The following is a 12,711-nucleotide window of genomic DNA, read 5'->3' on the forward strand; positions in this document are numbered from 1 at the left end:
GAGTCCTGCTTGGGGAGCGGTCCCCATCGACACTGCTGAACAGGCTTGGATAGGTTGTAATCAGTCGCCCGGGGAAACTATCCCGGAGAGGGCAGGCAGGTGCCGGACACGCCGGACCGCCACAACGAAAGGTGGGGACAATGAGCAACGTTACGCACGGTAACAACCCGGAGCAGATGGGACAGCTGGCGCAGCTGCTTACCGTGAAGTCCGAGGAACTGAACCAGACAGCAGCCCAGCTGACTCAGCAGCTTGCCAACACGGCCTGGGTCGGCCCCGACTCGGAGCGCTTCCGCGGCGAGTGGGAGACCCACCGCGCACAGCTGGCCCAGATCGCCGGCCAGCTGCAGGAAGTCAGCGCAACCGTACAGCGCAACCGCCAGGACCAGGAATCAGTCTCGAACGCGTAGGTTGTCGGTCTTCCGGCACCAACGGCCCGCAGCTTCGGCTGCGGGCCGTTCTGCTTTTGGTGGGGCAAGATAGGACGGTGGCTACAGTGAACCAGCAGGCTGATGAACAAGCGGGAGCCGGCGACGGGATAGAACTGCCCGCAGACGAGGTGCCGGGAGACCCGCTGAAGGAGGAGTACGCGCGCCTCGTCGACGAGGTGCGCCGGCACCGGTTCGCCTACTACAACGAGAACGCGCCGCTCATCTCCGACGCCGAGTTCGACGAACTGTTCCAGCGGCTGGAGCAGATCGAGGCCGAACATCCGGAGCTCATTTCCAACGACTCGCCCACCCAGGAAGTCGGGGGAGATGTCTCCGCTGCGTTCGCTCCGGTGGCCCACCTGCAGCGCATGTACAGCCTGGAGGATGTGTTCTCCACCGACGAGCTCGATGCCTGGGTGCGTCGTGCCGAGGCGAGCATCGAGGCACAGCGCCCGGGAAGCAGCGTCACCTGGCTGACGGAACTGAAGATCGACGGCCTGGCGGTCAACCTGCTCTACCGAAATGGAGAGCTGGTTCGTGCAGCCACCCGCGGTGACGGCACCACGGGCGAAGACATCACCCACAACGTGCTCACCATCAAGAGCATCCCACGCACGCTCAAGGGCACCGGCCATCCCGCTGAGGTGGAGATCCGCGGGGAGGTGTTCTTCCCGTCCAAGGAGTTCGCCCAGCTGAACGAGTCGATGGTCGAGGCCGGCAAGGCGCCCTTCGCGAACCCGCGCAACGCCGCGGCGGGCTCGCTGCGTCAGAAGGACCCCGCCCTCACAGCCCAGCGCCCCCTGGACATGTACGTGCACGGCATCGGTGCCCGCGAGGGCCTGGCAGCCGAAAGCCAGTCCGAGACCTACGGCCTCCTGCAGGAGTGGGGGCTTCCTGTCTCGCCGTACTTCAAGGTCCTTTCGACCTACCAGGAAGTGCTGGAGTTCATCGAGCACTACGGGGAGCACCGCCACGACCTCCTCCACGAGATCGACGGCATCGTGGTCAAGGTGGACAGTTTCGCCCTGCAGCGCGCCCTCGGACACACCTCCCGGGTGCCCCGCTGGGCTGTGGCCTACAAGTACCCGCCCGAAGAGGTGAACACCAAGCTCCTGGATATCCGGGTCAACGTCGGCCGCACAGGCCGGGTGACCCCTTACGGGATGATGGTGCCCGTCAAGGTCGCGGGGTCCACCGTGGAGATGGCCACCCTGCACAACCAGGAAGTAGTCAAAGCGAAGGGTGTGCTGATCGGGGACATCGTGGTGTTGCGCAAGGCCGGCGACGTCATCCCGGAGATCGTGGGCCCCGTCGTCGCGCTGCGCTCGCAGCAGGACCCGCCGCCGTACGAGTTCGTGATGCCGACGCACTGCCCGTCCTGCGGCACGGCCCTGGCGCCCGCCAAGGAGGGCGACGTCGACATCCGGTGCCCCAACGCAAAGTCCTGCCCGTCTCAGCTGCGTGAGCGGGTCTTCCACGTTGCGGGCCGCGGCGCTTTCGATATCGAGGCGCTGGGCTGGGAAGCAGCGATCGCCCTGACCCAGCCGGCCGAACCCGCAGTTCCCCCGTTGACCACGGAAGCGGACCTGTTCCGGCTCACCCCCGAGAAGCTTGCCGACGTCCGGATCCTCCGGGACAAGAAGGTCAAGGGAGTGGTCACCGGGCAGGAGCTCGTCCCGTACTTCTTCACCCGGGGGACCGCGAAAAAGCCCTCCGAGCCCACGGCGAACACGCGCAAGCTTTTCGCCGAGCTCGAGAAGGCCAAGTCGCAGCCGCTCTGGCGGGTTCTCGTTGCACTGTCCATCCGGCACGTTGGTCCCACCGCGTCCCGTGCTCTCGCCACCGCCTTCGGGTCGATGGACCGGATCCGCAGTGCCGGCGAAGAGGAACTGGCTAACGTCGACGGCGTTGGTCCCACTATTGCCGCTGCCCTCAAGGAGTGGTTCGCCGAGGACTGGCACCGCGAGATCGTGGACCGGTGGGCCGAGGACGGCGTACGCATGGCCGACGAGGTGGACGAGTCCATGCCCCGCACGCTCGAGGGCCTCACGATCGTCGTCACCGGATCGCTGGAGGGCTTCAGCAGGGACGAGGCCAAGGAGGCCATCATCCTCCGCGGCGGCAAGGCGGCCGGTTCGGTGTCGAAGAACACCAGCTACGTGGTCGCAGGCGAGAACGCGGGCACCAAGCTCGACAAGGCCGAGCAGCTCGGCCTGCCCATCCTCGATGAGGATGGCTTCCGCAAGCTGCTTCAGGAAGGAAGCGTATGACAACCAGCGCCAGTCCGGCCGAACTGCTCCATGTTGCACTTCAGGCGGCCGAAGCCGGGGCGGACGTCCTGCGCGCCCGCAGCGAGGGTGAGCTTGAAGCTGAGAACAAGAGCTCGGACAGCGACTGGGTAACGGCGTTTGATACGGCGGCGGAACGGGCCGTACGTGATGTGATCGGGCGGGCCCGCCCGCACGATTCCATCACCGGCGAGGAGTACGGCACCACAGTTCCGGAGGGCGAGACTTCCGGCGTGCGATGGTCGATCGACCCGCTTGACGGCACCACCAACTTCATCCGGAATATCGTCTACTACTGCACCTCAGTGGCCGCAGTGGACGAAGACGGTACCTGGGTTGCCGGCGTCGTCTCCGCTCCAGCCCTGGACCGCACCTACTGGGCCTCCCGCGGGCAGGGCGCCTGGGTCCGCGAGCGGGGCACGGTCCGCCAGCTTCACGGTCCGGTCGAAGGGCGACCGGGCACCATCCTGGGAAGCGGGTTCAACTACAACCCGGCTCAGCGCACTCAACAGCTGAGCGAGCTTGCCGACCTGCTCGCTGGGCACGGGGACCTGCGGCGCATCGGCTCGGCCGCGCTGGACCTGTGCATGGTCGCCGACGGCAGCCTCGACGCCTATCTCGAACGCGGACTGAACGAACACGATTGGGCAGCCGGTGCGCTGATTGCGGAGGAAGCCGGCGCCGTCGTCCGCCGTCCGGCGCTGACGCCGGCGTTAGAGGGCGGTCCGGACGACGACGAGCGGTTCTCCGCGTTCACCGTCGCGGGCACACAGCAGATCGTGGAGCTGGCCGAGCGCCTCGAATCGAGGGCCTGACCAGGCGCGGCTAGCTTGCAGGCGCAGCTCAGATTGCCGGCAGGCCGTAGCGGTGCTCGGGGCGGCCGGTCGTCCCGTAGCGCAGCTGGATCTCCACAGCGCCGTCGTCGGCCAACGACGACAGGTACCGCTGTGCAGTAGCGCGGGACACGCCCACCCGGTTTGCGACTTCCGCGGCGGAGTACTGTTCGCCGGGCAGGAGCGACTCGAGGACCGCCGCTTCAGTGGCAGACCGTGGTTTCAACGACGGCGTCACGTCCCCTGGGATGAGGGACCGTTTGGCTCGCTCAACGGCATCCTGGTTCAGCGCGCCGGGCTGGGACAGGACCCGGCGGTACCGGGCGTAGGAACGCAACTGCTGGGACAGGGACTCTGCGGTGAACGGTTTGAGCAGGTACCCGAGTGCTCCACGTCGGAATGCAGTCCCGACGGAAACGGCGTCGGAGGCCGCGCTCAGGATCACGGTGTCGACATCCAGTTGCTGGAGCAGGTCAAGCCCGGACGCGTCCGGCAGATAGACGTCGAGCAGAACCAGGTCCGGCCGCAGGCTATGGATGGACTGCAGCGCCAGCGAAGCTGTTCCCACCGGTGCCAGTGCCAGGAATCCCGCAACGGAGTCCACGTAGGCCGCGTGAAGTTTGGCCACGTGAAAGTCGTCATCAACAATCAGAACCCGGAAGTCCTCAGCCATGCTCTTCCTCTCCTCCTGTTCCACCAGCATTCGCAACCCGGGACGCCCTGGTCGCAGCGGTCGTCTGCGGAAGGGTGGCCATGAAGACCGCACCCGGCCCACCAGGCTTGCCCGGATCCAGCAGTGATACGTCCCCGCCGCGCCGCCGGGCCAGCTGCCGTGCAAGCGCCAGCCCGAAACCCTGGCCGCCGCCGGCGCGGACCGGCCCGGAAGCCATGGTGTAACCCTCGGCGAAGACCGACTCAGGGTCCGTTCCGGCGGCCAACCCGTCTCCGGAGTCCGCAACGACCACATAGAGGGTCCCGCCGTCGTCGGCCGGTTCATCCAGGATTTCCAGCTCGACCCAGCGCTCTTCGGCCAAGCCGGCGACGGCGGCATTGACGGCGTTGTCGATGAGGTTACCCAGGACGGTAGTGACATCCTGGGGTTCAGTGACCTGTCCGCGGACAAGCGTTTCCGGGCCGATGCGCAGGGCGACGCCGCGCTCGTCAGCCTCTACTGACTTCGCGCCGACGAAGGCCTGGAGGTACGGGTCCTGCAGCAGCTCCGCCTGGTCCACGGGGAACTTCAGCGGCCCGGTCGCGGCCAGCTGGGCCAGGTAATTCCGCGCCTGTGCGTGCTGGCCGATGCTCAGGAATCCGGCGAGGGTGTGCAACTGGTTCGCGAATTCGTGGCGCTGGGCACGCAGGGCCGTGGCCATGGTTCCGACCGCGTCGAGCTGCCGGGTGAGCTGCTGCAGCTCCGTGCGGTCCCGCAGCATCACGACCCACCCCAGGTCCTCCCGCCGGTGGAGGGTCTTTCGAGCGCTCACCACCAGCACGCGTCCCCCTGCCACCAGCTCCACAGCGTCAGCGGATCCCGAACCCGGAGCGATCAGGGACTTGAGCTGGTCGGGAACCGGAGCGTCCTCCCACCGGAATCCGGTGAGGTCCTTCTGTCCCAGGAGCCGCCCGGCTGCGGCGTTGAATACGCTGATCCTGCCGTCGGCGGAGATGCCGATGACGCCCTCGTCCACGCCCTGCAGCACCGCCACCTGGTCGTGGACCAGGGTGCTGATCTCTTCCGGCTCGAGGCCCAGGGTCAGCCGTTGCAGGCGCCTGCGGAGCAGGAAGGAGCCCAGGACGCCGGCCACCAACGCTCCGGCCGCGGTCAGGGCAACGGGACCGATGTCGCGTGCCACCGTCTGGCCGACGGTTTCCATGGAGTAGCCGACGCTCACCTCGCCCACCACCACTTCGCTGCCGGGGGCGTAGACCGGCACCTTGGCCCCTGCCGAGGGGCCGAGCGTTCCGGTATTCCGGGTGGTGACCTCCCGGCCGGCAAGGGCTTCCGAGGGGTCGGTGCTGACCTTCTCGCCGAGCCGCTGGGGATCCGGGTGGGCCAGGCGCAGGCCTGTTTCGTCGGTGATGACTACGAACAGTGCACCGGTACGGGTCCGGGCAGCTTCGGCCGTGGCCATAAGCGGTCCGTCGGCGAGTTCGGCGGCCGGGGGAGTGCCGGCCTGCCGGCTGATCTCCAGGACGTCCGTTCTCACCGACGGGTCCGAGGCCACCGTCCGCGCCAGGGTCAGCGCGCGCGCCTCGGCCTCATCTCCCACGCGCTGGTAGGTCAGCCAGGCGTGGACTGCGGCGCTGAGCAGGACCACAAGCAGTACTACCGCAAGCTGCAGCAGCAGCGTCTGGGTGGAGAAGCGCAGCGGCGTCCGTGGTTCGGACCGGGCCATGATCCTCCTTGATCTCATGGGCGGCGGACGGGCGTGGAATCGTCCCGAAGTGCGGTGAGCAGAATGAGCAAAATGCTCGCAATAAGCAGTATGCCAATCAATTCTGCCAAAGGCAGGACCGTGACAGCGGTCACCCTACAGTCTGTAGCACGCGTCACAACGCTGTGCCGCCGTTCACAAAGAAGGAGCCGGCCGTGCTGGTATTGCTTGGATTCGCAATGATTGCGGTATTCATGGTGCTGATCATGACGAAGAAGTTGACGCCTGTGCTGGCGTTGATCATCGTCCCCACAGTCTTTGGACTTTTCGCCGGTGCCGGGCTTGGCATCGGAGACATGGTGATGGAGTCGATGGCCTCCATGACCTCGACAGCAGCACTGCTGATGTTCGCCATCATCTACTTCGGGCTGATGATCGATGTGGGTCTCTTCGACCCGCTGGTCCGGTTCATCCTGCGCAAGCTCGGCAACGACCCTGCCAAGGTGGTTCTCGGTACCGCACTGCTTGCGGCAGCGGTATCGCTAGACGGCGACGGCTCCACCACCTTCATCCTCACCACAGCCGCGATGCTGCCGATCTACCTTCGCCTGAAGATGAGCCCGGTGGTCCTCACCTGTGTGGCCGGCCTGGCCAACGGAACCATGAATATCCTGCCGTGGGGCGGTCCTACCGCCCGCGCCGCCACCGCGCTGGGCCTCGAGGTCAATGACGTGTTTGTTCCGATGCTTCCCGCACTGCTGGTAGGTATCGCAGTGGTCCTCGGGTTCGCGTGGCTGCTTGGCATCCAGGAGCGCAATCGCCTCCGTGCCACCCAGCCGGAGATCTGGGGAACCCGTTCCGCGAACGACGACGGCGCCCCCGCGGGCGGTACCGGCGTCGGTGGCTCTTCCGCTGGCAGGGGACGCAAGGGCCATCCCGGCGGAACCGCCCCGGTGGGCGGCCCCGCCGTCGGAGACTCGTCCGTGGCAGTGCTGGAACGCAACGGTGGTCTCTCCTCTGATCTGAGCGATCCGACCGAAGACGGCGGGAACGCCCTGCAGGGCACCGCCCTGGACCCGAACCGCAAGACCCTCCGTCCCCGGCTGCAGTGGTTCAACCTCGCCCTCACAGTCGCCGTAATGGGAATGCTCATCGCGGACCTGGTGCCCCTGCCTTACGTTTTCATGGTCGGTTCCGCCATCGCGCTGCTGGTGAACTTCCCACACGTCAAGGACCAGAGTGCCCAGTTGGTGGCTCACGCGCCGTCGATCGTTGCCGTCGTCAGCATGGTCATGGCAGCTGCCGTCCTCACCGGCGTGCTCACCGGTACCGGAATGGTGGAGGCCATGTCGGCCTGGCTGGTGCAGATCATCCCGACCAGCATGGGACCGTTCCTGGCAGTCATCACCGGTGTCCTGAGCATCCCGATGACGTTCTTCATGAGTAACGACGCGTTCTACTTCGGCGTGCTGCCCATTCTGAGCGAGACGGCCGGCCACTACGGCATCAGCGCAGCGGAAATGGCCCGCGCTTCCATCACGGGACAGCCCTTCCATATGCAGAGCCCGTTGGTGCCCGCGATCCTGCTCCTGGTGTCACTGGCCAAGGTCGACCTGGGCGATCACCACAAGAAGGTGCTGTGGCGCAGCGCCGTAGTTTCCCTGGTCATGCTCGGGGTCGGAATGCTGACTGGGGCCATCGGCATCGGCTAGCCTGAAGCTCCCGCTTTCCTCCAACTCCTGCGCTGTCGAGGAGGCCGAAACATCCATGAGCTGGCAAAAAGTCCTCTCAACCCTTGCCTCGCCCGGGCTGCGGGAAGCCTACGCCCGGGCGGTCCTCGGTCAGGAACTCGATGCGGACCCGCGGGCGCGCCGAAAGCTGACCGAGGCGGGCCTCCTTTTACCGGAGGGGAGAGTGGACGGCGGTGTGTTCTCCGAGCTGCTTGCCGCCTCCGCCCGTCCCCGGCCGGAGGGAGTGGACCGCTTCTTTCGAAACGGCATGCTCGACGGACTACCCGCCGGGCATGTGGACCGGCAGTCGGTTCTGGAGCACCTCGCCGACCGGCTCTTCCCAGCGGATCGGGAACTGGATGAGCCGACCGTGAACCTTCTCATCGCGACCGTCACCAGGGACATCCCGACGTTGAGGCGGGCGCTTGTCGACTACGGATACCTGGAGCGGAATGCCGATGGAACGGGCTACCGACGGGCCGCACGCAGCGAAGATTAATCTGATTGTTGCATTGCTCCGGGTCCGCCGCGGCTTTTGTCTGTCACCCTCTAACTATCGGTCGTCCAACGCAGGAGGAGGCGTTCGTGGACATTACAGTTCGGCAGGCCAGCAAAAGCGACTTCGGAGACATCAGGCGCATCACGGTCGATGCATACTCGGATGCCGGGTACGTCGACGACGAATACGCCTACAACCACATCCTCGCAGCACTGGAGGAGGGCACGTCCGGGTCATCGCTGCTGGTGGCCGAGGCGGACGGCAAGATTGTGGGATCAGTGTTCCTCACCCGGCCGGGGGGTGACTTCAGCGACGTGGCCCACGACGGCGAGCTCGAGTTCCGGATGCTCGCTGTGGCGCCCGACTACCAGCATCAGGGAATTGCGCATCACCTGGTGCAGGCGGTCATCGACCACGCCCGGCAGGATCCCGAAGTGTCCGGAGTGGTGTTGACCATCGCGCCTCAAATGGACGGACAGCACAAGCTGTATGAGGAGATGAACTTCACCCGGATCCCGGCGCGGGACTTCATGCTGACGGATTCCTTCGCGCTCCACGTGTACAAGCTGGCACTCTAGGCATTGCTGCGCCTCTGATCGGGGCACAATGGTTAGGCGCATTTCCGCGCCCTTTCCATTGCAAGAGGCCTTACCCATGACTTTCACCATCCGTCGTGCCACGCCGGCAGATTACGACGACGTCCGCCGGATCACGCGCGATGCGTACCTGCACGCGGGCTACTTCGACGCCGCCGATCACCCCTACGTGCAGGTGCTGGCTGACGTCGAGCACCGTGCCGAGCATGCCCAGGTGTGGGTCGCGGAGGATGACGGCGTCGTCGTCGGTTCCTTTGCCGTGACCTTCGAAGGGCAGCGCTACACCGATATCGCCATCGCGGGTGAATTGGAGTTCCGTATGCTGGCCGTGGATCCGGCAGCGCAGCGCGGCGGCTACGGCCGCCGGATGGTCGAGTGGATCATCGAGTATGCTCGCAGCCTCGAGGGCATCGAGGCGGTCAGCCTCACCAGCGGCACGGACATGGTCCGTGCCCACCGTCTCTACGAGTCGCTCGGTTTCCAGCGCGTGCCGAGCCGGGACTGGCTGGTACCGGGAGAGGACATCGAGCTGTGGGTGTTCCGCCTGCCGTTGCACCAGTCCAGTACTGTTCCCGGTCACGCATAGACTAGAACCCGAAACCCAGCCCACCCCAAGATCCTGGAGAAACATGCCCGAGATCACCCGTGAGGAGGTCGCGCACCTGGCGCGGCTCGCCCACATCGACATGAGTACGGAGGAGCTGGACCGGATGGCCGGCGAACTCGCCGTCATTGTCGACTCCGTGAAGGCAGTCAGCGAGGCAGCCGGCGACGACGTTCCGGCAACCAGCCACCCCATCCCGCTGAGCAACGTGTACCGCGACGACGTCATCGGTGACACCCTCAGCAACGATGAGGCGCTCAGTGGAGCTCCGGACCAGGCTGACGGACGCTTCAAGGTCCCGGCAATCCTGGATGAGGAGTAACCCGATGACAGATCTCACCAGGCTCAGCGCCGCCCAACTGGCGGAGAAGCTCACCTCCCGCGAGGTATCAGCGGTAGAAGCAGTAGAGGCACACCTCGACCGTATCGGCGAGGTTGACCCGGCGATCAACGCGTTCCTCCACGTCAACACGGAGGAGGCTTTGCGGGTCGCATCCGAGGTCGACAAGGAAAGGTCCCTCGGAGACGCCATGCACCCGCTCGCCGGCGTGCCCATCGCAGTCAAGGACCTCATAGTCACCAAGGGCCAGCCCACCACGGCCGGTTCCAAGATCCTCGAGGGTTGGCACAGCCCGTATGACGCGACCGTAGTCCGGAAGCTTCGCGAGGCCAAGATGCCGATCCTCGGCAAGACCAACCTGGACGAGTTCGCCATGGGCTCCTCCACCGAGCACTCGGCCTACGGACCCACCCGCAACCCGTGGGACCTTGACCGCATCCCCGGCGGATCCGGCGGTGGCTCAGCTGCTGCGGTGGCAGCCTTCGAGGCTCCGCTGGCCCTCGGCACCGACACCGGCGGGTCGATCCGCCAGCCGGGCGCCGTGACCGGCACCGTCGGCGTCAAGCCGACCTACGGTGGGGTGTCCCGCTACGGCGCCATCGCCATGGCTTCCTCGCTTGACCAAATCGGCCCGGTGACGCGCACGGTGCTGGACTCGGCAATGCTGCACGAGGTCATCGGCGGCCATGACCCCCACGACTCCACGTCACTGACCGATCCTGTCGGCGCCCTGGTCGAAGCCGCCCGCAACGCGGACGTCAAGGGCATGCGCATCGGCGTCATCACCGAGCTCCAGGGCGAGGGGTACCAGGACGGCGTGCAGGCGCGCTTCGACGAAGCACTGGACCTGCTGCGCCAGGCGGGCGCCGACGTCGTTGAGGTTTCCTGCCCCAACTTCAAGTACGCGCTGGGCGCGTACTACCTCATCATGCCTTCGGAAGCGTCGAGCAACCTTGCCAAGTACGACGGCGTCCGGTTCGGACTGCGCGTTGTGCCGGACGGTGCACCCACCATTGAGCGCGTCATGGGCGCCACCCGGGCGGCCGGCTTCGGCGACGAGGTCAAGCGCCGCATCATCCTGGGTACCTACGCGCTGAGCGCCGGCTACTACGACGCCTACTACGGCTCCGCGCAGAAGGTCCGAACCCTGATCCAGCGCGACTTCGACGCCGCCTTCCAGAAGGCCGACGTGCTGATCTCGCCCACCGCTCCCACCACTGCGTTCAAGCTGGGGGAGAAGCTGGACGACCCGCTGGCGATGTACCTGAATGACGTAGCCACCATCCCGGCCAACATGGCCGGTGTTCCCGGTATCTCCGTGCCCGGTGGACTCGCTGACGGACTGCCCGTGGGCATCCAGTTCCTGGCCCCCGCACGGCAGGATGCCCGCCTGTACCGTGCCGGCGCCGCGCTCGAGACGCTGCTCGAAAACACCTGGGGTGCGCCGCTGCTGGCACAGGCACCAGAGATCGCTGGAGTGAAGTAATGACTACTGAAACCGCCGAAATCCTGTCCTTCGATGAGGCTATGGAGAAGTTCGACCCGGTACTGGGGTTCGAGGTGCACGTTGAGCTGAACACGCGCACCAAGATGTTCTCCTCGGCGCCCAATGCCTTCGGCGACCACCCGAATACCAATGTGACGCCGGTGGACCTGGGCCTGCCGGGGGTCCTTCCGGTGATCAACCGCGTGGCGGTGGAATCCTCCATCAAGATCGGCCTTGCGCTGAACTGCAAGATCGCAGAGAAGTGCCACTTCGCCCGGAAGAACTACTTCTATCCGGATACCCCGAAGAACTTCCAAACCTCGCAGTACGACGAGCCGATCGCCTATGACGGGCACATCGACATCGAACTCGCTGACGGCACAGTGTTCACCGTCGAGATCGAGCGGGCGCACATGGAAGAGGACGCCGGAAAGCTCACCCACATGGGTGGTTCCACCGGGCGTATCCAGGGTGCCGAGTTCTCGCTTGTGGACTACAACCGCGCAGGCGTTCCCCTGGTGGAGATCGTGACCAAGCCCATCGTCGGCGCCGGCGAGCGTGCGCCCGAACTCGCCAAGGCGTACGTCGCGGCCATCCGCGAGATCGTGAAGAACCTCGGCGTTTCGGATGCGCGCATGGAGCGGGGCAACGTCCGCTGTGACGCCAACGTCTCCCTCAAGCCCAAGGGCCAGGAGAAGTTCGGCATCCGCACCGAGACCAAGAACGTGAACTCGCTGCGCGCCGTCGAGCACGCTGTCCGCTACGAGATCCAGCGCCACGCCGCAGTGCTCGACGCCGGCGGCAGCATCACGCAGGAAACCCGCCACTGGCACGAGGACACGCGGTCGACGACGGCGGGACGTCCCAAGTCCGACGCCGACGACTACCGCTACTTCCCGGAGCCGGACCTGGTGCCAGTCGTCACGGACGACGCGTGGATCGAGAAGCTCCGCAGCGAACTGCCCGAGCCGCCGGCCGCCCGCCGCAAGCGGCTGCAGACCGACTGGGGCTACTCGGACGCCGAGTTCCGCGACGTCGTGAACGCCGGGGTCATGGACTCCATTGAGGAGACCGTCGCCGCGGGCGTCAAGCCCGCCGTCGCCCGCAAGTGGTGGATGGGAGAGATCTCGCGCCGCGCGAAGGTGGCCGACGTCGAACCCGCCGAATTGGGCGTCACCCCGGCGCTGATCGTGGAGCTGCAGGGTCTCATCGATTCGGGCAAGATCAACGACAAGCTTTCCCGCGAGGTGCTGGACGGCGTCCTGGCAGGTGAGGGCACACCCACAGAAGTGGTGGCGCAGCGCGGCCTGGAGGTCGTGTCCGACGACGGCGCCCTCCTGGAAGCGATCGACGGCGCACTCGCCGCGCAGCCGGACGTTGCCGACAAGATCCGTGGCGGAAAGCTGCAGGCGGTCGGAGCCATCGTCGGCGGCGTCATGAAGGCAACCCGCGGCCAGGCCGACGCCGGACGAGTGCGTCAGCTTATCCTGGAGCGCCTCGGCGTCGAAGGCTAGGAACGCCTTAAGGAG

General features: G+C 66.1%; 12 protein-coding genes. 10 read left to right on the plus strand and 2 right to left on the minus strand.

Annotation, left to right across the window (positions count from 1 at the left end):
• Positions 1-140: 140 nt before the first annotated feature.
• The 3 genes from GC088_RS05190 to GC088_RS05200 all read left to right on the plus strand — a co-directional run bounded on the left by GC088_RS05190 (position 141) and on the right by GC088_RS05200 (position 3,534).
• Positions 141-410: a WXG100 family type VII secretion target gene (locus tag GC088_RS05190; RefSeq protein WP_323961098.1), complete on the plus strand. Its 270-nt coding sequence runs from the start codon at positions 141-143 to the stop codon at positions 408-410.
• A 128-nt stretch (positions 411-538) separates the two neighbouring features.
• Positions 539-2,701 carry an NAD-dependent DNA ligase LigA gene (gene ligA, locus GC088_RS05195; RefSeq protein ID WP_416377517.1) on the plus strand — a complete coding sequence of 721 codons (2,163 nt, stop codon included), beginning with the start codon at positions 539-541 and terminating at the stop codon, positions 2,699-2,701.
• Positions 2,698-3,534: an inositol monophosphatase family protein gene (locus tag GC088_RS05200; protein WP_323961100.1), complete on the plus strand. Its 837-nt coding sequence runs from the start codon at positions 2,698-2,700 to the stop codon at positions 3,532-3,534. The genes ligA and GC088_RS05200 overlap by 4 nt, the downstream gene beginning before the upstream one ends.
• A gap of 28 nt (positions 3,535-3,562) precedes the next feature.
• Here GC088_RS05200 and GC088_RS05205 read toward each other — a convergent pair whose 3' ends face one another.
• Positions 3,563-4,225 carry a response regulator gene (locus GC088_RS05205; protein WP_323961102.1) on the minus strand — a complete coding sequence of 221 codons (663 nt, stop codon included), beginning with the start codon at positions 4,223-4,225 and terminating at the stop codon, positions 3,563-3,565.
• On the minus strand, positions 4,218-5,948 hold the full coding sequence (locus GC088_RS05210; protein ID WP_323961104.1) for a sensor histidine kinase: 1,731 nt from the start codon (positions 5,946-5,948) through the stop codon (positions 4,218-4,220). The genes GC088_RS05205 and GC088_RS05210 overlap by 8 nt, the downstream gene beginning before the upstream one ends.
• A 194-nt stretch (positions 5,949-6,142) precedes the next feature.
• Between GC088_RS05210 and GC088_RS05215 the strand changes: the two genes are divergently transcribed.
• From GC088_RS05215 to gatB, 7 genes are all read left to right on the plus strand, one after another.
• Positions 6,143-7,639, plus strand: a complete 1,497-nt coding sequence (locus GC088_RS05215) for a CitMHS family transporter (protein WP_323961105.1) — start codon at positions 6,143-6,145, stop codon at positions 7,637-7,639.
• A gap of 55 nt (positions 7,640-7,694) precedes the next feature.
• Positions 7,695-8,156: a DUF2087 domain-containing protein gene (locus tag GC088_RS05220; protein ID WP_323961107.1), complete on the plus strand. Its 462-nt coding sequence runs from the start codon at positions 7,695-7,697 to the stop codon at positions 8,154-8,156.
• An 86-nt stretch (positions 8,157-8,242) separates the two neighbouring features.
• Complete coding sequence (locus GC088_RS05225) at positions 8,243-8,734, plus strand: GNAT family N-acetyltransferase (protein WP_323961109.1); 492 nt, start codon at positions 8,243-8,245, stop codon at positions 8,732-8,734.
• Between the two features lie 76 nt (positions 8,735-8,810).
• Positions 8,811-9,338, plus strand: coding sequence for a GNAT family N-acetyltransferase (locus GC088_RS05230; protein WP_323961111.1), 528 nt, complete (start codon positions 8,811-8,813; stop codon positions 9,336-9,338).
• Positions 9,339-9,381: 43 nt separating this feature from the next.
• On the plus strand, positions 9,382-9,678 hold the full coding sequence (gene gatC, locus GC088_RS05235; protein WP_323961113.1) for an Asp-tRNA(Asn)/Glu-tRNA(Gln) amidotransferase subunit GatC: 297 nt from the start codon (positions 9,382-9,384) through the stop codon (positions 9,676-9,678).
• Between the two features lie 4 nt (positions 9,679-9,682).
• Positions 9,683-11,182 carry an Asp-tRNA(Asn)/Glu-tRNA(Gln) amidotransferase subunit GatA gene (gene gatA / locus GC088_RS05240; protein WP_323961115.1) on the plus strand — a complete coding sequence of 500 codons (1,500 nt, stop codon included), beginning with the start codon at positions 9,683-9,685 and terminating at the stop codon, positions 11,180-11,182.
• Positions 11,182-12,696 carry an Asp-tRNA(Asn)/Glu-tRNA(Gln) amidotransferase subunit GatB gene (gatB, locus tag GC088_RS05245; RefSeq protein ID WP_323961117.1) on the plus strand — a complete coding sequence of 505 codons (1,515 nt, stop codon included), beginning with the start codon at positions 11,182-11,184 and terminating at the stop codon, positions 12,694-12,696. The genes gatA and gatB overlap by 1 nt, the downstream gene beginning before the upstream one ends.
• Positions 12,697-12,711: the final 15 nt, after the last annotated feature.

The sequence above is a fragment of the Arthrobacter sp. JZ12 genome, from assembly GCF_035189165.1.
Lineage (GTDB): Bacteria > Actinomycetota > Actinomycetes > Actinomycetales > Micrococcaceae > Arthrobacter_D.